Genomic DNA, 23,024 nt, shown 5'->3' with positions numbered 1-23,024 from the left:
AACCAGATGCCAGTAAACAATTTGAATTCTTTAAACATGACGTTAATTGACTTATTAAAAATCAGAGCCGAAGAAAACGGAAACAAAACAGCCTTTATTTTTGATAATGGAAATGAAAGGACTGAAACCAGCTACCTAGAACTATTTCAAAAATCCAATACGCTAGCTAATACAATATTACAAAAGGCGAATAAGGGTGATCGTGTCATTCTACTTTACCCTCCTGGGCTAGACTTCATTTTCGCATTTTATGCCTGTTTAAGAGCTGGGGTGGTTGCAGTTCCACTTTATACACCCAGGACGTATAAAAACGTGGAGAGGGTAACGAATGTACTCTCTAACTGTGATGCACAGCTTATTCTATCTAACCAAAGTGTTGAGCCGTTTTTAACAAAATACGCATCTGAAGAGCGTTCATTTGAGCAGGTTTTATTTACGGACAACATTGAAGTTGATACGCAATTGTCATTTTTTGAAGCTGAGCGAGACAATCTTGCATTCTTGCAGTATACATCTGGCTCCACAGGGGCACCCAAAGGTGTCATGATCTCCCATGGCAATATCGTAGCAAACTTAGAAACGTTGGTAGAAGCAACAGGGTGTAACCGTAACGATGTATTTGTAAACTGGTTACCTATGTTTCACGACTTGGGTCTTGTTAATACGATATTGCTTCCTGTTTATTTAGGTGCAAAATCAGTCCTAATGCCACCTGTGAAGTTTATTCAGAAGCCATCGAGTTGGTTTGAAGCAATTACTGAGTTTGGTGGTACGATATGCGGCGCACCAAATTTTGCTTTTGAATTGTGCGTGGATAAGCTCGCACACCTTGATCTTAGTTCAATAGATTTAAGCACTTGGGAAGTCGCTTTCAACGCAGCAGAGCCCATTCAGGCACAGACCTTAGTGAAGTTCTATGACGCATTCTCTAAGTATGGTTTTAAAAAAGAGGCAGCCTACCCAAGTTACGGTATGGCTGAGGCGACGGTGTTTCTGACCGGTGGTCGCGTCAACTCACAAGCAGTTACACAAAAATTTGCAGCAAAGGCACTTGCGGACAATTTAGTCGTTGCAGATTCGATTGATTCAGAAGATAACGTTATCGAGCTTGTTGCGTGTGGCCAAATGCAGTCTAAACATGAGTTAATCATTGTTAATCCTGACACGTATGAAGAACTATCAGCAGGGCAAGTAGGTGAAATTTGGGTGCGCGGGCCGAGCCTCTCTCGTGGTTATTGGAAAATGGACGAACTAAACAGCCAAGTGTTCGACCAAGAGACAACTAACACTCATAAAAAGGGGTGGTATCGCACTGGTGACCTTGGTTTTACACATAACAATGAATTGTTTATTGCCGGTCGCCTAAAAGACTTGCTAATAATTCGAGGCCAAAACTTCTATCCTCAAGATTTAGAGTGGTGTGCTCAAAGTAGCCATCCAGAGTTACAAAAAGGTGGGTGTGCCGCCATTTCTTTCTCTGATGAGCATGGTCAAGAAAAATTGACTTTGGTCGCAGAGGTGAGTCGAAAGGCGGTGCGAAATAAACAGTACCAGTCTATGACTGATGCTATAAAGCAGGCAATTTCAAGCGAATTTGAATTAAGTGTCGAAAATGTTGTTTTACTTAAACCTGGTGCAAGCTTAAAAACATCAAGTGGTAAAATTCGAAGAAGAGCGACTAAAGAAGCCTATTTACAAGGTGCTCTTGCCATTGTTGCAGAAGATGACGTTGTTCGAGCTGTGCCAGAAGATGCACATGCTAAACAAGGCGAGCTTAGCGAACAGATACTTGATTATATAACACATGACGTCAACAGCGCACAATTCAATTACACACATCTAACTGAGCTGGTCACACAGTATTTAAAAGTATTGCTGTGTCAGTTAACGAAGCGATTAATCAAAGATTCTGAGCTAGAAGAAGCGGTGATAGCCCTAGGGTTGGAATCTCTTAACTCGATTGAATTGACGCACCAAATAGAAAAAGACTTAGCAGTTAAGTTAAGCTTAAATGATCTATTCAGTGGCGTGAGCGTTATAGAAATGGCGCAATCACTGTCACAAACGTTAGCAACCCACAACACGCAATCTGCTCTTGATCAGACAACTCAGATCACTCGCTTTGAAGGGTCTGAAAATAATGCGTTGTCATTTGGGCAAGAAGCATTGTGGTTTATGGATAAGCTTGTTGACCAGTTGCCTGTTTATAATTTGCTGTCGGTGTTTAATATTACTGGCCATTTGGACATAAAAGTAATTTCTGAATGTTTGCAAATGCTTATTGAGCGCCATGCAAGCCTTAGAACACGCTTTAAAGAGTCTAAGGAAACAGTTGTGGCTAGGCTACAAGCACCAAATGAACTGCCTCTGCTCACTTATGATTTTGAACAACTTGATGCACAGTCGAGTCAGCAGAAAGAGGCGCAACTGATCGCGAGTGAAGAAAGCTATCAATTTGATTTAAATAAAGAAAGCTTGTTCAGAGTCATTATTGCAAAAAAAGCTAATGCACAGTACTGTGTGATATTTAATATTCATCACATTATTTCTGACGGCCTCTCCGCGTCTATTTTGTTTAAAGAACTCAGTGAGAGCTACAATGCAGCCCTTAAAGGCAAGCAACCGATATTAACCCCATTATCCATTTCATACAATGATTATGCTCGCTGGCAAAAAGAGCATTTGAGTCCACAGAAACTAACAACTGAGCGTGAATATTGGCAAAATAAGCTGGCTGACTCACAGCCTTTACTACATTTGCCATATGATCATCAAAGACCTGCAGAGCAGTCTTTTAAAGGCGCAACAGAGCAGTTTGTTATCAAGCCTTCTGTGTATAAAAATGTGAAAGCGATAGCCAAAGCGCATGACGCTACGCCATTTATGGTGATGCTATCTGCATATAAAGCGCTACTGTCTATTTATTCTGGCAGCGCTGATATTTCTGTGGGTTCAGCGGTTGCGAATCGAGCAAGTCATCAAGTCGCCAATTTAGTTGGCTATTTTGTTAACAACCTTGTGATCCGCACTCACTGTGAATCTCAAGCGAGCTTTATTGACTTATTGCAAACCGTGAAGGGAAATTGCTTAGAAGCAATAGCCCATCAGAACTTACCATTTGACTCAGTGGTTGAGGCGATTAAACCCGAACGTAGCTTGAGCTATTCACCGTTGTTTCAAGTGGCTTTCTCATTACAGCGCAATCATGCTGAGCAGTTGAATTTCATCGGCCTTCAAGTAGAGGAGCAAGCCTGTGATAGAGGGGTTTCAAAATACGACCTCTCACTTGATATCTTTGAAACACAAGAAGGGGCCATTGCAAAGCTAGAATACTGTCTTGAGTTGTTTGAACGTGACACCGCCCAACGCATGATTCAACATTTTACCCTCTTGCTTGAAAAAGTAATGTCAAGTCCTGAACAGGCTTTATCGTCACATAATATTTTGACTGGTGTTGAAATTACTAGTTTGACTCATTGGAATAAAACGGCAACCGATTTTCCAGTCGATATGTGTATTCATACGCAAATAGAAGAGCAGGTTAAACTGACACCTAATGCTACAGCACTGGTTTTCGAAAGCCAAAAGCTCACATATAAAGCGCTTAATGATAGCGCTAACCAATTAGCTGGTTACTTGATTGAACAGGGAATCAAACCTGATAGCTTAGTTGGGTTATGTGCTGAGCGTTCAATTGAGATGGTAGTCGCATTGCTGGCGATTCTAAAATCAGGGGCCGCATATGTCCCATTGGACCCTGATTACCCCGCACAGCGATTGACCTATATCTTGGACGATGCAAAACCTGAGTGGGTACTCGGTCAACTGCGCTTTGAACATATGTTTGCCGATGACAGTGTGCCGTTTTTGGCACTTGATTGTGACACGAGCTCTGAAATTGTATCGGGTTACCCAGCGACCAACCCGTCGCCAGGTGAGCTGGGTCTAACTTCACGCAATCTCGCATATGTCATATATACATCAGGCTCAACGGGGCAACCAAAAGGCGTTATGTTGGAACATCAAGCCTTGGTAAATCGCATAGATTGGATGCAACATGAGTATGAACTGACCTCAAGCGATAAGGTGCTCCAAAAAACGCCATTTAGTTTTGATGTCTCTGTTTGGGAATTTATCTGGCCACTGGTCAGTGGGGCAACCCTTGTTATGGCAAATGCTCACGGCCATAAAGATCCAAGCTACTTGTGTGATTTGATTGTTGAACAGGGTGTGACCACCTTACACTTCGTCCCTTCTATGCTGGCAGCGATGCTACAACACCCAAGCTGGAAAGGTTGCTCGTCAGTTAGGCAAGTTTTTTGTAGTGGTGAAGCGCTATCGAGTGAATTGGTTGCTGAGTTTCATGCGACCCATTGCGCGGCTTTACACAACTTGTATGGACCTACTGAGGCTGCAATAGATGTCAGTTATTGGCCAGCACAACGTGATCAGCAGGTCAGTCTCGTACCAATTGGTAAACCAATTAACAACATCCAGCTGTATGTTCTAGATAAAGATAGAAACCAAGTGCCATTAGGCCTAGTCGGAGAGCTATATATTGCAGGTGTAGGCCTTGCCCGTGGCTACATGAATAAACCGGAACTGACCACAGAGCGATTTGTAAAACACACGTTTGATGGCAATGTTCACACGCGATTATACAGAACGGGGGATTTGGTACGCTATTGTCAAGATGGCAATTTAGCTTATATAGGGCGAACGGACGATCAGGTAAAAGTCCGTGGCTTTAGGGTTGAACTAGGCGAAATAGAACATCACTTGAGACATTTGCCGCAAGTAAGAGAAGCGGCTGTTATTGCTGTCGGTTCTGTGCATGACAAACGTTTGGTCAGTTATGTCACTTCATCTATTACGTCTATCAATGAAGTAGAAAATTACAAGGCGTCTATTAAGTCTGACTTAGCTAAACTATTGCCGGATTACTTAGTACCATCAGAGGTGGTTTTACTCGAAGCGCTGCCATTGACTAGCAACGGAAAGCTCAATAGAAAAGCACTTGTTGAAATTACACAGCTACCTGCTTCTAAAAGAGCAATCAAACTGCCATGTAATGACACTGAATTGAAATTACTCGGAATTTGGCAAAGACTACTTGATAAAGAGCTTATATCAACAGATGAAAGCTTTTTTGATATCGGTGGGCATTCACTATTAGCGATGCGAGTCGTGAGTGCATGTAGTGAAACATTTAGTAAAGAAGTCACTGTACGTGAATTTTTCCAAAATGAGACAATTCAAGCGCTCGCAGAGCTGATAAACACAACTTGCACCACCCAATATTATGCGATTGAACCGGTTTCTAGAGCACAGCCTTTATCTTTATCTTTCTCACAGCAGCGGTTGTGGTTTATTGATCAACTAGAAGGTGGCAGTGCTCAATATAATATGCCTGCAACGATCAGATTGTCTGGCAGCTTAAATGAACTCGCGTTACAACAATCCATAGATGCAATAATTCAACGTCATGAAATTTTGCGCACGACATTCAAAGAGATTTCGGGTAAGCCAATTCAAAATATTGAGCCACACGACACTTTGAAAATAGCACGTCTAGATATCAGTGCAAAGCCAAGTGAAGCGCGTGAAAGTGAGTTGAAGCATGTGATCCAAACTGAAGCCGCTAGAGCGTTTATGCTTCATACAGATTGGCCTATCAGAGTTTCTCTGCTGAAACTTGCTAAGTCAGAGCATATGGTTCTAGTGACGATGCACCACATTGCTTTTGATGGTTGGTCTATCCACTTGTTTATAAAAGAACTAAGTGCTTTATATCAATCATTTTCAACTGGCAGAGAGAGTACTTTACCAGCACTTCCTATCCAGTATGCAGACTATGCACAGTGGCAGCGTGAGTTATTAGCAAGTGAACAAACAAAACGACAGCTCGCCTACTGGCAAGAGCGTTTAGCTGGTTTGCCATTGGTGCATAATTTACCATTAGATAATCCGCGTCCCGCCACGCAGAGCTTTGCAGGACAAAAGATTTACCAAACAATTGATGCAAACTTAATGGAGCAATTAAGCCAACTTGCGCGTGACAATGATGCAAGCTTGTTTATGATCTTACAAAGTGCATTCTCTGTACTATTAGGGTTGTGGAGTTCACAAAAGGACATCGTTGTTGGTAGCCCAATCGCTGGTCGTAATCACCAAGCACTTGAAGGGCTAATGGGCTTCTTTGTGAACACTCTTGTTTATAGAACCGATCTGTCTGACAATCCTGACTTTATTACTTTGTTAAATACCAATAAAGCGCATATTTTAGCTGGTTATGAAAATCAACTTGTGCCTTTTGAAATGTTGGTTGATGAGCTACAACCAGAGCGTAGCTTAAGCCATTCGCCGATATTCCAAGTTTCCATTACATTGCAAAACAATGAAGATGTGGCGTTAGAGTTACCAGAGCTTGACGTTGAAGTGGCAGAGCATTATAGCGCAAAGAGTTTATTTGATTTGTCACTTTTCTTAAAAGAGACAGAGCAAGGGCTTGATGTTGAATGGTTATTCGCAACAGATATTTTTACTGAACAAACCATTACACGTTTAGGCGAAAGCTTTGAGGCGCTCTTAAACAGTATTGTTGCCAACCCTCATATCGAGGTTGAAAGCTTAAATTACATTACCCAGGCTGATACACGTCAATTGACGCAGTGGCATACGCAAAATACATCAGCATTTTCAGGTACACTCACAATACATGAGCTGTTTGAAGCGCAAGTGAAGCAAACACCAGATGCAATTGCAGTTGTCTTTGAAAATGATGGCGTGTCATATCAGCAGCTCAATGAAAAAGCGAATCAACTTGCTGCTTATTTGATTGAACAAGGTGTCAAGCCAGATAGTTTGGTTGGTATATGTGCCGAGCGCTCTTTAGAGATGATCGTTGCAATCTACGCTATTTTAAAAGCAGGTGGTGCATATTTGCCGCTTGAGCCCACTTATCCAGCACAACGTATTGCTTATATTCTTGATGATGCTCAGCCTAAGCTTATCCTAGGTCAGGCAGCATTTGCTGATAAATTTACACCCTATGACACTCAATTTTTCTCACTTGATAACAATGAATGCAAAGCAAAACTCGAAAACCATCCAACGCACAACCCGATCCTAGCAGAATTGGAAGTAGCGGCAAATAATTTGGCCTATGTGATTTATACATCAGGTTCTACAGGCCAGCCAAAAGGGGTAATGATAGAGCATCAAGCGCTCGTGAACCGTGTTCAATGGATGCAGCGTGAATATTCACTCAGTGATGAAGACACCGTACTACAAAAAACACCGTTTAGTTTTGATGTATCGGTCTGGGAATTTACTTGGCCACTGATCACAGGCGCTACGTTAGTGGTTGCCAAGCCTGAAGGCCATAAAGATCCTAACTACCTATGTGATTTAATTAATGAACAGGGGGTCACGACACTGCACTTTGTGCCATCAATGTTAGCTGCAATGCTGCAACATTCAACTTGGTCACTGTGTCATTCAGTCAAGCAAGTTTTCTGTAGTGGTGAAGCATTGCCTGCAGAAATAGTTGCACTGTTCCATGAGGCGCACCCAGCACAATTACACAATCTATATGGACCCACTGAGGCAGCTATTGATGTTAGTTACTGGCATGCGCCACGTGATCAAGCGCTAAAAGTAGTCCCTATAGGAAAGCCAATCAGTAACATACAACTATATATTCTTGATAAGTCACACCGTCAGGTACCACTGGGCGTGGTGGGAGAGCTTCACATTGGTGGCGTTGGACTCGCTAGAGGCTACATTAATAAGCCACAATTGACAGCGGAACGCTTTATTCAACATCCATTTAATGACGATAAAGCAGCGAGACTATACAAAACAGGTGACCTTGCCAGATACCGCCTTGATGGCAACTTAGAGTACCTTGGCCGAATTGATGATCAGGTCAAGGTGCGCGGCTTTAGGATTGAACTCGGTGAGATTGAGCAATCACTGATAGCAACAGAACAACTAAGTGCCGCAGTCGTTACATTAAATGAAAAGAGTAATGGTGATAAACAGTTAATTGCCCATGTTTGTCCAGTACGCAGCTATCTAGATGATGCGGCTAAACGTTCTAATAAAGAGATCGTAAATCAATGGCAAGATGTATTTGAGCAACAATATACTGAGCCTGAGCAAGACTATGATACTGAGTCAAACTTTGTCGGCTGGAACAACAGTTACACTGGTGAAGCTATCCCTCTCCCACAGATGCAAGAATGGCTAGATGGGACAGTAAAGAGTATTCAAAAGCTTCGTCCTAAGAATTTGCTTGAGATTGGTTGTGGTACTGGCTTATTGCTATACCGTTATGCCCAGCAGTGCGATTCTGTTACCGCCCTTGATATTTCTGCACAGGCACTTTCTTTGGTACAAACCGGTATCGATGCAAGAGACTGGTCGCATGTCAAACTAGCGCAAGGCGACGCTTTAGCGCTGGAGCAGCTACCTAAATCTCACTTTGATACGGTTGTGATTAACTCCGTTGTACAATATTTTCCTAATAGCCAATACCTCGAACAGGTAATTGTTGGCGCCTTGTCTGCTATTCGTTCTGGCGGCAAGATAATGCTCGGTGATATTCGCAATCTAGACTTAATGCTGGCGCACCATAGTGCCGTTGAACGAAGCATGCTGAATAAGAGTACGTCAGTCAAAACATTCTCCAGTAGTGTGCAACGTCGATTATTACAAGAGCAAGAGCTACTTTTAAGCCCATCATACTTTACCCAACTACAGACGCGTTATCCGCAAATAACGCATGTTGATATACTCGTAAAGCGTGGTATCGGCGATAACGAAATGTTGCGTTATCGCTACGATGTTGTTTTACACAAAGGTGACAATAGCGAAAGCGCCATTATCATGCCTGAAACTTGGTATGACTTTACGTCTATCTCTGAGCTTGAGATCCTCTTAACAGAACAAAGTGCAACATGTTTTGGTGTATCAGGAGTAGATAACCATAGAATTGTTGATGATGTCACGTTGTCAGAAGGTTTAAGCCAATGGCAAAGCACGAGAATGATAAAACCGGTTTCACAACCTGGCTCGTTGACTACCCATGCACAACAACAGGTAGAAGCGCTAGAATCATTACTCACTTATGCTCAGCAATGCGGCTATCACTGTGGTGTCACTTGGTCACAAGAGCATAGTACAAAACTAGATATTATCTTTAGCCAAGATGCAGGAGCCCTTATTCAGGCAAGAGGGGAGTATTGCCAAACGTACAAAGCCAACTTCCCACAGCTTAATGAAGTGAATAAAGCGCTCAGTGCAGAGCTTAGAAATGAGCTAAGTAAAACACTCCCAGAGTATATGCTTCCAGACGCATTTATTGCTTTAGAGCACTTACCATTAACTGCAAACGGTAAAGTAGATAAAAAAGCACTGCCGAACATAAATGTGTTTGATTTGCAAAAGACAGAGTATGTGGCACCAACTACTCCTACTGAGCATATTTTGTGTGAACAGTGGCAGCAATTCTTAGATCTAGAGCAAGTGGGTGTAAATGATAATTTCTTTGCCTTAGGTGGTCACTCACTACTGGCAACTAGAGTCGTCAGTGCTTGCAGTGCTGTATTTGGTAAGACCATCAGCGTACGTGCACTGTTTGAATACAGTCACATTCGCGAACTAGCTTTGTATATTGACTCTCTAGCGTCTGAGCAAGCGACTCATATTGTGCGCGCATCAAGAGCTCAGCCTTTACCACTTTCTTTTGCACAGCAGAGACTTTGGTTTATTGACCAACTCGAAGGAGGGAGTGCTCAGTACAACGTGCCGGCGGTATTGAAATTAAAAGGCTCTTTGAATTTTGCTGCGCTACAAGCATCTTTGGATGACATCATCGCAAGACACGAAAGTCTGCGAACTATTTTCAAAGAAAGTGACGGCCAGCCTGTTCAAGTTATCGAACCTGTCTCACAACTTCCGATCACTGAGGTAGATTTGCGTACGAAAGATGAAGTGTATGCGTCTACCTATCTCAATAGGTTTGTTACCGAACAGTCACAACGCGCTTTTGATCTCAGCCAACAGTGGCCTGTGCGTGTCAGCTTGGTCCACTTAGCATCCGATGAATATATGTTGCTATTTACGATGCACCACATCGTGTCAGATGGTTGGTCTGTAAGTGTACTTATTAAAGAGTTCAGAGATTTATACTCAGCACATTGTCAAGGCAAAACAGCTATATTGCCGCAGCTAAAGGTTCAGTATGCGGACTATGCACAGTGGCAACGAACGCACTTGGCCAGTGAAGGAGCAAACGCACAGCTAGATTATTGGCTGGCGCGCTTAGAAGGGTTGCCATTAGTGCATGGCTTGCCTTTAGATAGACCTCGTTCTGCCAAGCAAAGCTTTGCAGGCCATAAGATCCAACAAGTATTTAGCAAGGAGTTGTTAAACAAACTCAATCGTTTGGCAAATGACCACAATGCGAGTTTATTTATGGTGTTGCAAAGTGCCTTTGCTGTTTTGTTAGGTCGTTGGAGTGGTGAAAGCGATATCGTAATGGGGAGCCCTATTGCTGGACGTACACACCAAGATCTTGAAAGCCTGATCGGCTTCTTTGTTAACACACTTGTTTATAGAACCGATCTCACAGGTAATCCAGATTTCTTAACCGTCTTGGAACATAATAAAGTCAACAATTTAGAAGCGTATGATAATCAGCTTATTCCATTTGAAATGCTTGTTGATGAGTTACAGCCAGAGCGTAGCTTAAGTTACTCTCCTATCTTCCAAGTGTCGATTACGTTACAAAACAACGAGGATGTTGAGTTAGTTCTGCCAGACCTTGAGGTTGAAATATCTGACCCGCATGATTCACTTACGCTATTTGACCTTTCGCTGTTTTTAAAAGAAACAGAAGAAGGATTAGCAGTTGATTGGTTGTATGCAACTGATATTTTCAACACAGACACAATTACCCGCTTAGGTCAGAGTTTTGAGGTATTACTAACCAGTATCACTGAGAATCCAAATTGTTTAGTCGAGAACATTAATTACTTAACACCTCACGATACAAGTAAGTTACTCGCTTGGGCTAAGCAAGGTCGTGTAGAGCGCTTTGAAAGCCAAAGTATCCACACTGTTTTTGAGTCGCAAGTTAAACAAACGCCACATGCCATTGCGGTATTATGTGAAGATACACAACTCACCTATCAGCAATTAGATGACAAAGCCAATCAGCTTTGCAATTATTTAACTGAGCAAGGTTTAGAGCCTCAAGCGTTGGTCGGGGTTTTTGTAGAACGTTCTATCGACATGCTGATAGCAATCTTAGCGGTACTTAAATCGGGTGCAGCCTATGTGCCTATTGATCCAAACTCCCCACAAAGTAGAGCCCAATATATTGTCGAGGACAGCGAGATTAAGTTGCTGTTAACTCAGTCTAAGTTGCTAGAAAAGGCAGAGCAATTCAATGTGGCACTCGTTTGTATTGACAGTGAAGAGACACGCTATTTACTCGATAAATACCCATCTCAACAGCCAATTGTGGCACATAATAATGCGCAAAGCTTAGCCTATGTGATCTATACCTCAGGCTCAACAGGTAAACCTAAAGGTGTGGGTGTAACGCATCATAATGTTGTACGTCTGTTTACGAACACCTCTTCGTTGTTTAACTTTGATGACACCGATACTTGGACTCTATTTCATTCGTATGCTTTTGACTTTTCTGTATGGGAAATCTGGGGAGCGTTATTTAACGGCGCTCGTTTGCTAATAGTGCCTTACTGGGTATCTAGAGATGCAAACCAGTTCTTAAAATTGATAGAGCAACACAATGTTACGGTCTTAAACCAGACTCCTTCAGCATTTAAACACCTACTCACGGTGACAACGAATGACAATTACGCTGGTTTAAATGAATTAAAGTACGTGATATTCGGTGGTGAGGCGCTAAGCCAAGATACCGTCGGTTTATGGCATCAAGGCTATGCCAACACACACACACAATTGATCAATATGTACGGTATTACCGAAACTACAGTGCATGTTACATTCAATCCTATTTATGCAAATGGCATACAAAGTAGTGACGTCAATGTGATAGGCAAGCCGCTTCCAGACCTAAGCGCTTATGTATTGGACAAGCATAGACAACAGGTTCATGTGGGCGCCATCGGTGAGCTGTATGTTGGAGGAGAGGGGGTTTCTGCCGGTTATATCAATAGACCAGATTTAACATCCGAGCGCTTTATTAACAACCCATTTAGCACACGCTCCGGTGCTCGCTTGTATAAAACCGGTGATTTAGTGCGTTATCGTAATGATGGCAACTTAGAGTATGTTGGTAGAAGTGATGATCAGGTTAAATTGCGTGGTTTTAGGGTTGAACTTGGAGAAATTGAGCATACTTTGGCTGCAAATGCGCGCCTTAGCAATGCCATCGTAACTATTAATGAAAAATCTAATGGTGATAAACAGCTTGTTGCTCACGTTTGTCCTGCACGAAGCTATCTTGATGAAGCTGCAAGGCTTTCAAACCAAAGCATTGTAAGCCAATGGCAAGATGTATTCGAGGAACAATATACCGAGTCTGAAAATGACTTTGACACCGAATCTAACTTTATTGGTTGGAATAACAGTTACACCGGTGATGCTATCGCTACCCCACAAATGCGTGAGTGGCTTGATGGCACAGTCGAGCGTATTCAAGCACTCAAACCTAAGAGTTTGCTTGAAATCGGTTGTGGTACAGGTTTATTACTTTACCGCTATGCTCAACATTGTGAATCTGTTACAGCCATTGACTTATCAACTCAAGCTCTGTCTCTTGTTAAAGCGGGCGTTGCGAAAAAAGGCTGGTCTCATGTTGAGTTAGCCCACGGAGATGCGTTGGCAATATCACATTTGCCTAATTCATACTTTGACACGGTAGTGATTAACTCTGTAATACAATACTTCCCTAACTACCAGTACTTAAACCAAGTTATTGAGAGCCTCCTACCTAAAGTGTGCAGCGGCGGTAAGGTGATGTTAGGTGATATTCGTAACTTAGATTTAGTTTTAGCTCACCATACTGCGGTTGAACATAGTTTCTTGCAAACGAATACCACAGTGGGGACACTGTCGAATCGAGTACAACGTCGTTTACTACAGGAACAGGAACTTTTACTAAGCCCTTCTTACTTTGCTCAACTACAGATACATTACCCTGAGATCACCCGTATTGATATTCAAGTAAAACGCGGACACGGCGACAACGAAATGTTGCGTTATCGCTATGATGTGACGTTACACATAGGTGCAAACGAGTCAGAAAGCCCCGTTTCACCGCAAGCTTGGTATGATTTCACCTCGCTGGCGCAAATCAAAACCTTGTTAGATGAACAAAGCTCAACATGTTTTGGTGTTTCAGGCGTAGAGAATTACCGTATTCAAGATGACGTTATTTTGTCTGAAGGGTTAAGCCAATGGCAAAGCCAGCGAGTGATAAAACCCGCTGCGAAGCCTGGGTCATTAACTGAGTCAGCCCAACAAAAAGTAACTGAATTCGAAGCACTGTTAACGTATGCAGAGCAGTGTGGATACTATGTTGGCTTAACTTGGTCACAAGACGAACGCGATCAACTAGACATTATTTTTAGTCGTCAAGAGGGCGCTTTAATTCAAGCCAGAAGTGCTTATCGACAGTCGTATGAAGCCAACTTCCCGCAGCTAAATGAAGTGAATAAAACGCTCAGTTCAGAACTGAAAACAGATCTGGGTAACTCACTACCAGAATATATGGTGCCAGATGTATTTATTGCTTTGGAGCAGTTGCCATTAACCAGCAATGGTAAAGTAGATAAAAAAGCCTTGCCAATTTTGAGCGTAGATGATCTACAGCAAGCCGAGTATGTGGCGCCACAGACATACACAGAGCAACTGCTTTGTGAGCAATGGCAGCACCTTTTAGAACTAGAACAAGTCGGTGTAAATGACAATTTCTTTGCGCTTGGTGGTCACTCGTTGCTTGCCACTCGAGTTGTGAGTGAGTGTAACAAGACGTTTGGTAAAGCCATCAATGTACGTGTATTGTTTGAACACAGCTGTATCAAAGTTTTAGCACAGTATATTGATTCTTTGGATACCCAAGGAACCATTCAAATTGCACCCGTTTCAAGAACGCAGCCGCTAGCGCTTTCATTTGCACAACAAAGACTGTGGTTTATTGATCAGCTTGAAGGTGGGAGTGCGCAATACAATATGCCTTCAGCCTTAAGATTAAAGGGTGAACTGGACCACCTAGCACTTCAAAAATCGTTAGATTCAATCGTTGCAAGACATGAAAGCCTAAGAACGGTATTTGTTGAACAAACTAACGGTGCAGTTCAAGTCATTGAGCCCGTTGCAAGTATCGAAATTACAAAGGTTGATCTAAGCGAACTTGCTTGTGATGACCAAGTACCTAAGTTAAATGAAATTATAGCTCAGGATGCGCAACAAGCCTTTGACTTAACGCTACAGTGGCCTTTACGCGTCAGTCTAATACGTATCAGTAAACGGGAGCATGTATTGCTATTTACAATGCATCATATCGCCTCTGATGGTTGGTCTGTTAATGTGCTTATTAAAGAGTTTATGCATCTATATTCTGCTTATAACAGTGCAAAAGAAGCTACCTTACCCACACTTACAATTCAGTACGCAGATTATGCAAATTGGCAACGATCGCAACTGCAAAGTGAACAAGCGGAATCACAATTACAATATTGGTTAACGTATCTCGAAGGCCTACCTTTGATACATAGCCTGCCTCTTGATAAACCTCGCCCGGCATCACAAAGCTTTAATGGGCAGCAAATCAACCAGAGGATCAATAAGGCATTATCAGACCAGTTAAATGACTTAGCTAAAGACCAAAGTGCTAGTTTATTTATGGTGTTACAAAGCGCATTTGCTGTTCTATTAGGTCGTTGGAGTGGTGAAAATGACATTGTAGTAGGTGGCCCAATTGCAGGAAGAACGCATCAGGACCTTGAAGGATTGATTGGCTTTTTTGTGAATACGCTAGTTTATCGTACGGATTTATCTGGCAACCCAGACTTTCTGACGTTACTGCAAAATAACAAAGTGCATATCTTGGCCGGCTACGATAATCAATCTGTACCCTTTGAAATGCTGGTAGATGAATTACAGCCACAAAGAAGCTTGAGCCACTCGCCAATATTCCAAGTGTCAATGACATTGCAAAATAATGAGCAAGTTGAGTTTGAACTAGATCATATAGAAGTAACAAGGTTGGAAAGTGAACAAGTCTATGCGAAATTTGACTTAGATCTTTTAATATACGAAACAGAACACGGGTTAGACATAAATTGGATTTTTGCGACCGATATCTTCACTCAAGAGACCATCACAAGGCTCAGTGAAAGTTTTGAAACCTTGTTAACGGCTATTGTCAAACAACCTCATTCATGTATTGAGCAGCTACCGATCGTCCCTAACGCTGATATTGAGCAATTGTCTCGTTGGAATCAAACCGAGGTGGCCTACCAAGATGATATTCATCTACATCATTTATTTGAGGCGCAAGTTGCCCGAAACACTCAACAGGTTGCACTACAAATAGGCGATCAACAATGGAGTTATCAAGCACTGAATGAGGCCAGTAATCGTTTGGCAGCTCATATTATTGCACAGCAGCTACCGAGTAATGCCACGATTGCTATCTACCTAGACAGATCGTTTGAAATGGTTGTGTCGGTACTTGGGATATTGAAAGCAGGGGCGGTATACTTACCTATCGATGTTGGACTACCAACAGCTAGAGTGAAACACATTCTAGCGGATTCGCAAGCAGCTTTTGTATTGACGAAAATGGATTACACGTCCGCCTTGAATGGTGTACAGAGTCAGCAATTTATTTTTGATCATAGCTCTGACAATAAGCTACATACTTATAGCGCAGAGAATATTATGACGGCGCCTTTAGATCAGCCATCTAAAGATTTGGCTTATGTCATTTATACATCTGGCTCGACAGGTAACCCCAAAGGCGTAATGATAAGCCATCAAAGCGCAGTCAACTATCTTACTTATGCCTGTGAGCATTACTTGGCTGAACACCTCATAGGCTCAATCGTAAGCTCGTCACTATCATTTGATGCAACACTCACGTCTTTGTTCGCACCATTGGCTATCGGTAAAAGAGTAAGATTACTACCTGAGTCTGTTGATGTTATAGACGAATTGAAAAGCATCATAGTGAATGACGCACATGCTTGGTTGTTTAAAATAACACCTGCACACCTAGATGTATTGAGTACGCAGATTGTTGAACAAACACGTCATGACGTTGAGCATGTATTTGTCGTTGGTGGTGAGCAGTTGACACAAAAAGTGCTTTCACCTTGGAAATCACGTATTTCCTCAAACAGCTTGTATATCAATGAGTATGGCCCGACTGAAACGGTAGTAGGTTGTAGCACATACAGCATTGAAAAAATCTCTGATGTAAATGACTTATCACACAATATTCCTATTGGTACACCAATTCATAATACTCAGTTGTTAGTGCTCAACAATAGTATGACCATGCAGCCTATCGGTGCGATAGGTGAGTTATTTATCGGCGGTGATGGGTTAGCTCAGGGCTATTTAAACAATCCACAGCTGAGTGCAGAAAAGTTTGTGGCCAATCCAACAACAATTGGTACTTGCAAAACACTTTATCGCACTGGAGATTTAGTTCGCTATCTAGCCTGTGGCGAACTTGAGTATATAGGCAGAACCGATGAACAAATTAATCTCAAAGGATTCCGCGTAGAGCCCGCAGAGATTGAAGCCAAATTAAATGCCAGCGAGTATCTTCAACAGGCCATCGTTGTCGCGACTGGTGAAGGTAATAATAAGCGATTGGTGTCTTATCTAGTGGCATCAAGCGGCATAACAGAAGATGAACACACTCTAATTGAGAAAGTGAGACAGGAACTGAGTTTGCAAGTCCCTGAATATATGATCCCAAGTGCATTTATGCTGCTTGATTCTATTCCACTTACTTTAAACGGCAAGGTTGATAAAAAACGCTTACCAAGTGTGGATGTCAATCTGCAGCGCACACAAAAGTACGTTGCACCAACCACGACGATGCAAAACTGCTTATGTGGGGTTTGGCAAGATTTACTTGGACTCAAAAGAGTGGGTATTACCGACAATTTCTTTGCGGTCGGTGGTGATTCTATCTTATCATTACAAGTTGTTAGTCGCGCTAAAGGGCTAGGTATCGACATCACTGTGAAACAAATGTTTGAATACCAAACTATCGAGCGTTTAACTGCACACCTTGCAACTGAACCGCAGCAATCTGAGCCAAATAATGCGCCAGCACAAGTTGTTAGTGGCAAATTGGACATGCTGCCAATTCAAAAGCAATATCTCAGTGGCGAAAGTGTTGCAGTTCATCATTACAATCAAGCGGTATTGTTGACGCCTCGCGAGGAGATATCTCATGACATGCTGCGCTCAGTGGTTGAAGCATTATTGGAAAAACATGATGCACTGAGACTCGCATTTTCAAAAGACGAACAAGGTCAATGGGAAGCCGAGCATCTTGCGCTGAGCACAAGCCAAGTCGACACTATCTGTGCCAGTGAAATGCTACCTTCACAGCCAGAACAAAGAGCTGAGTTCATTCACAAACGGTGTCAACATTGGCAAGAGAGCTTTGATTTAGAAAAAGGAAACCTTATCAAAGTCGTTCGCTTCTACGCTGATGATATTGAGCAGCTCGATGCACAACGCATATTTATTGTGGTACATCACTTAATTGTGGATGGGGTCTCTTGGCGCGTAATGCTTCGCGATCTGGAACAGTTCTACTTACAATTGCGTGATAACTCAGCCATAAACAGCTATACCAAAACTGCATCATTGCAGCAATGGGGCATGGTGTTAAATGAGTTTGCGCACAGCGATGGAATCGAGCAAGAAAAATCATATTGGCTATCTCAATTGCAAGATGATGTGCCACCTTTACCAATTGATAGCGTCAGCAAAAATAGACCTGAACTAGCGACTTCAAACGCATCTCCTGTACATCTTGATGTCGAATATACTGATAAACTTTTACATCAATGTAATGGGGCTTACCAGACTAAAATCAATGATTTACTACTTTCATCGGTGTATATTGGATTACGTAATTGGAGTGGTAATACTAAGCATAGAATCACATTAGAGAGCCATGGTCGTGAGATGGATAACACAGACTGGGATCTCAGTGAAACAGTAGGATGGTTTACAAGCATGTATCCATTGGTCCTGTCTAGCCCAAGTGATGATATTGGTCACGTTATCAAATCAATCAAAGAGCTAAACCGTCAAACGCAGCACAACGGAATCGGCTATGGGTTGCTGCTTTCACATCGACAAGATAGTGAGCTACTAGCAAAGGCACAAGAAAATGCACCACAACTGTTGTTCAACTACCTAGGACAACTGGACCAAAGTGTTGGTAATGCAAGTGCTTTCCAGTTAGCAAAGGAGAATATCGGAAGCAGTATTAGTGAAGCTAAAGCACGAGACCAGCAGCTAGCACTCACAGGTAAAATCCTCTCAGGCAAGCTACTACTCGAATTGGACTACAGTGAAGAACAGTATTACGCAGCAACCATAGACGCCCTAAGTGTGAGTATTCAAACAGCACTGATTGATGTCATTGATCATTGTGTCAAAACGGAGCATGGTGGGTTTACTCCATCTGACTTCCCGTTAGTGGACCTATCACAACAGCAAGTTGATAAGTGGTATGATAGTTACCCAAGTTTACAGCGCATATACCCTGCAGCCCCTATGCAAAAAGGGCTATGGTTCCACAGTGTGATGGAGAAAGGGGCTTATACCAACCAGATCCACTTTGAGTTGAAAGGACATGTTAACAAGGAGAAGTTTCATGCAGCTTGGCAAAAGTTATTAGATCGCAATGATATATTTAGAACTGCGTTTGTGAATGAGCATGGCGAACTATTGCAACTTGTTTTGAAAGCGTCAGAATTATCATGGTATGAAGAGGACTGGTCACAACTCCCCAAAGCTGAGCAGCAAGATAGATTTAATGCCTACTTGTCACAAGACGCAAACAAAGGGTTTGATTTTGAAGCCGGTGGATTGATCCGATTAGCATTTTTCAATTTAGGTAACAACCGTTATCAAGTCCTTTGGAGCCAGCACCATGTATTAACCGATGGTTGGTGTTTCCCAATTATTTTCAAAGAAGTACTGGCTGCTTATCGCGCCCTATGCTCTGGAGAACAGCAACCGATTGAGTTACCTGCGTCTTACGAAAATTACATTGCTTGGCTGGGTCAGCAAGATAATGAAAAAGCACGTGAATATTGGCACTCATTACTTAAACATATTGACTCGCCAACTACATTAGCAGTGAAGAGCTTTGAGCAACCTGATAATGAGTCAAGCTATAGCAAGCAATCGTTAGTGCTTGACGAGTATGAGACTAACAAGCTCAAACAGCTGGCGAAAACCAAACAAACAACTGTAAATACACTCGTGCAATTAGCCTGGAGTTATTTGCTGCATCAATATAATGGTGAAGATGAGGTTGTATTCGGTGCTACAGTGTCAGGGCGTCCAGCTGAAGTCAAAGACGTTGATACCATGTTAGGGCTATTTATTAATACGATTCCTGTGAAAGTTTCCTTTAAGGGAATACAGCAGGTTGATGCGCTAATTGCACAGTTACAACAAGAGTTCCAGCAAAGCAACCAATACGCATATTTGCCATTAGTAGAGATTCAAAGGCTCTCTGGCGTTGAAGGAGAAAACCTATTTAACTCATTGATTGTATTTGAAAACTACCCAATGGATAAATCTCTTTCATCGCAAGCCAACGCTGCAGGTTTTGACGTCGAAAGTATGAGTGTTGAAGGGAAGACTAACTATGAATTGACCCTGTCGATAGGGTTACAAGAAACCTTGACTGTCAAATTGGGATACCGACCTAACGAATACTCACATAAAACTATCACTCAAGTACTTGGGCATTTACGCAATATTCTTATTGCTATGATGGATGAAGCTTGTAGCGATATCTATCAATGTAACATGCTCTGTCAAGCAGAAGTGACACAGCTGCAAAACTGGAGTGGTATTGCAAGCACGCAACCATCATGTGAAACCATTCTAGATAAGTTTACGCAGCAGTGCTATTTACACGCTGAAAGTGTCGCGGTGTCTTGTAAGGATACATCTGTTACTTATCAAGAGCTAAATGAATGGTCTAACCAAATAGCACGCTTGTTAATCGAGCAAGGCGTCAAAGCTGACACCTTAGTAGGCTTGTGTGTTAAACGTTCCGTTGAAATAGTTGCAGGCATTTTAGGGGTTTTAAAAGCCGGTGGTGCATACGTGCCACTTGACCCCTCATACCCAGATACGCGTTTGAGCTATATGGTTGAAGACTCTAATGTCCAGATAATTCTGACTGAAGAGTCCTTAAGTAGTAAGTTTAGTGCTTTTGACTGTGAACTGTTTGATATTCGACGCACACAGTCTCGACAGTTACTATCTAAATACTCAGATTCAGACCTATTACCTAAAGAAGTGAGTGTTGCATCCACTGATCTGGCTTACATAATCTATACCTCAGGCTCCACTGGCCAACCTAAAGGGGTAGCCGTTGAACACCGCAACTTAGCCAGCTCAACAGAGTCAAGGTTGTTTGTGTATCCAGAAACGCCAAGTAGCTTTGCACTATTTTCATCCTATGCGTTTGATAGCTCTGTTGCTGGGATATTTTGGGCGTTAGTTAGTGGCTCGAAACTAGTTATCATCGATATGGACGAAGGTTTTGACCTTGCAAAGGTCAATGGTGTAATCAATAGTGAAGAAATCAGTCACTTACTGACACTACCTAGTGTATACCGCAGTATGCTTAATGCAAAGATGCCAATGCCAGCATCATTACAAAGAGTCATAGTTGCAGGTGAGGAATGTCCGCCAACGTTGGTGCATCAGCACCATGAACAACACAACAGCGATACGTGTATTTTAAGCAACGAATATGGGCCGACCGAAGCGGCTGTTTGGAGTAGTGTTTATAACTGTGAACAAAACCATAGTGGAACGTCCGTCCCAATAGGTAAAGCTGTACCACACGCACAGTTGTACATCTTAAATGAGCAAATGCAACCAAGCCCAGTTGGTGTTCAAGGCGAGCTATATATCGCAGGTCAAGGATTGGCGAGAGAATACCTCAACAAACCAGCATTGACTAATGAGCGCTTTATACAGTGTCAATTCGATGGTACAGTGCCAAAACGTTTATATAAAACAGGTGATTATGCTCGTTGGATGCCAGATGGTAATATTGACTTTATTGGCAGAACGGATCTACAGGTTAAGGTCAATGGATACCGTATCGAACTACCTGAAATAGAAATGCACATTGCACAGCTTAACAATACAGAAGAAGTGGTGGTTGCTGTGTGGAACGATAACAACGGAGTGGATCATTTGGTTGCATATATTTCTGCATCGGGCGTTGAACTTTCAGAGGCTGAGCATCAAACTAAAACCACGCAGTTAAAAGCGTACCTAAAAACGAAGTTACCAGAGTTCATGATACCTGCCTTCATTGTTTTCTTAGCTGATTTGCCAAAAGCGGCAAATGGCAAAGTAGACAGAAAGAAGCTACCAGCGCCAAATGAAACTAATCGACAGCAGGAGCAATATACCCCCGCCGAGAATCCCGTAGAAGCTATGTTATGCGAATTATGGGAAGATATTCTAGGTGTTGAGCGCGTTGGAAGAAATGACAACTTCTTTAGCTTAGGCGGTCACTCTTTACTTGCTGCGACTATGGTGAATCTGCTTCAGGACAAGCTAAATCAAATCATTTATGTGGTTGCTGTATTCGAAGCCCCCACCGTGGTTGATTTAGCTAAGTACTTGAAGAAGCATTATGGCGAAGCCATAGTAGAGTGCGGTATATTAACGATGCAAGACATCAGTGAGGACAGAAAACGCGCTTCAGGTACACTGCTGAATAACGCTGATTTAGAGAGCTTAAAGCTGGTTATCCCGAGCCTTGAAGCCAAGCAGACAAATGATAAAAACAAAAATAGCCCAGCTGTTTTTGTATTATCTCCGCCCAGATCAGGCTCAACCCTACTGCGTGCGATGCTTGCAGGTAGCCCAGAACTATCTTCCCCACCAGAACTAGAGCTTTTGTCTTTCAATTCATTGCAAGAAAGAAAGCAACATTTTGCATCACTCAAAGGAGAATTCAGACTTGAAGGCGTGATCCGTTTCCTAATGGCAATTAACAACTGTTCAATGGAAGAAGCTGTCTCTACAATGGGAGCATTAGAGGCACAAAATATGTCTACCAAGGATTTCTATGGTTTCTTACAAAACAGCATTGAAGGAAAGATCTTAGTCGATAAGACAGCGAGCTATGCTTTAGATCTAGAAACTCTAAAGCGAGCTGAAGACGACTTTGAAGGTGCAAAGTATATTCATTTGGTTCGCCACCCTTACGGCATGATTAATTCCTTTAAGGAAGTGAAGATTTCGCAGCTTCTATTTCCTTATGACCATGATTACTCAGAGGCAGAGCTAGGTGAGTTGGTTTGGACGCTGTGTCATCAGAATATTCTCAAGTTTTTAGAGCATGTTTCGAGTGATAGACATCACCTTGTTACGTTTGAAGAACTAGTAAATGAACCTGAGCGAGTAACGAAAGAACTATGCGAGTTTTTGAATATTGAGTTCACACCGCAGATGCTGGAACCAACAAAAGACGCAAAAGGAAAAATGACCGATGCCATTCATCCCCTTTCAAAAATGCTCGGAGATGTAAAGTTTCATGATCACAAGCAGATAGACAACAATGTTGCCGAACGTTGGCGAGAGTTTATCACTGAGGACTTCTTGGGTGAGCCTGCCAGTGAAGTTGCTTCACGTTTTGGCTATCAGAAGATAGACAGCGATCCGGCAAACAGCGAAGAAATTTTCGAAATTGAAATTTAATAAGGGGG

1 protein-coding gene is annotated in these 23,024 nt (G+C 42.3%); it reads left to right on the top strand.

All coding sequences use genetic code 11. The features are described from left to right. Nucleotides 1-21 precede the first annotated feature (21 nt). A complete protein-coding gene (locus J8L98_RS10990; RefSeq protein ID WP_210996446.1) occupies nt 22-23,016 on the top strand; it encodes a non-ribosomal peptide synthase/polyketide synthase in 22,995 nt (7,664 codons plus the stop codon). Nucleotides 23,017-23,024: the final 8 nt, after the last annotated feature.

Origin of the sequence: Pseudoalteromonas sp. MMG013 (assembly GCF_018100885.1) — a bacterium.
GTDB classification, from domain to species: Bacteria; Pseudomonadota; Gammaproteobacteria; order Enterobacterales; family Alteromonadaceae; genus Pseudoalteromonas; species Pseudoalteromonas aurantia.
Note: the sequence above shows the minus strand (reverse complement) of the source record. Positions and strands in the feature narration are given on the sequence as shown.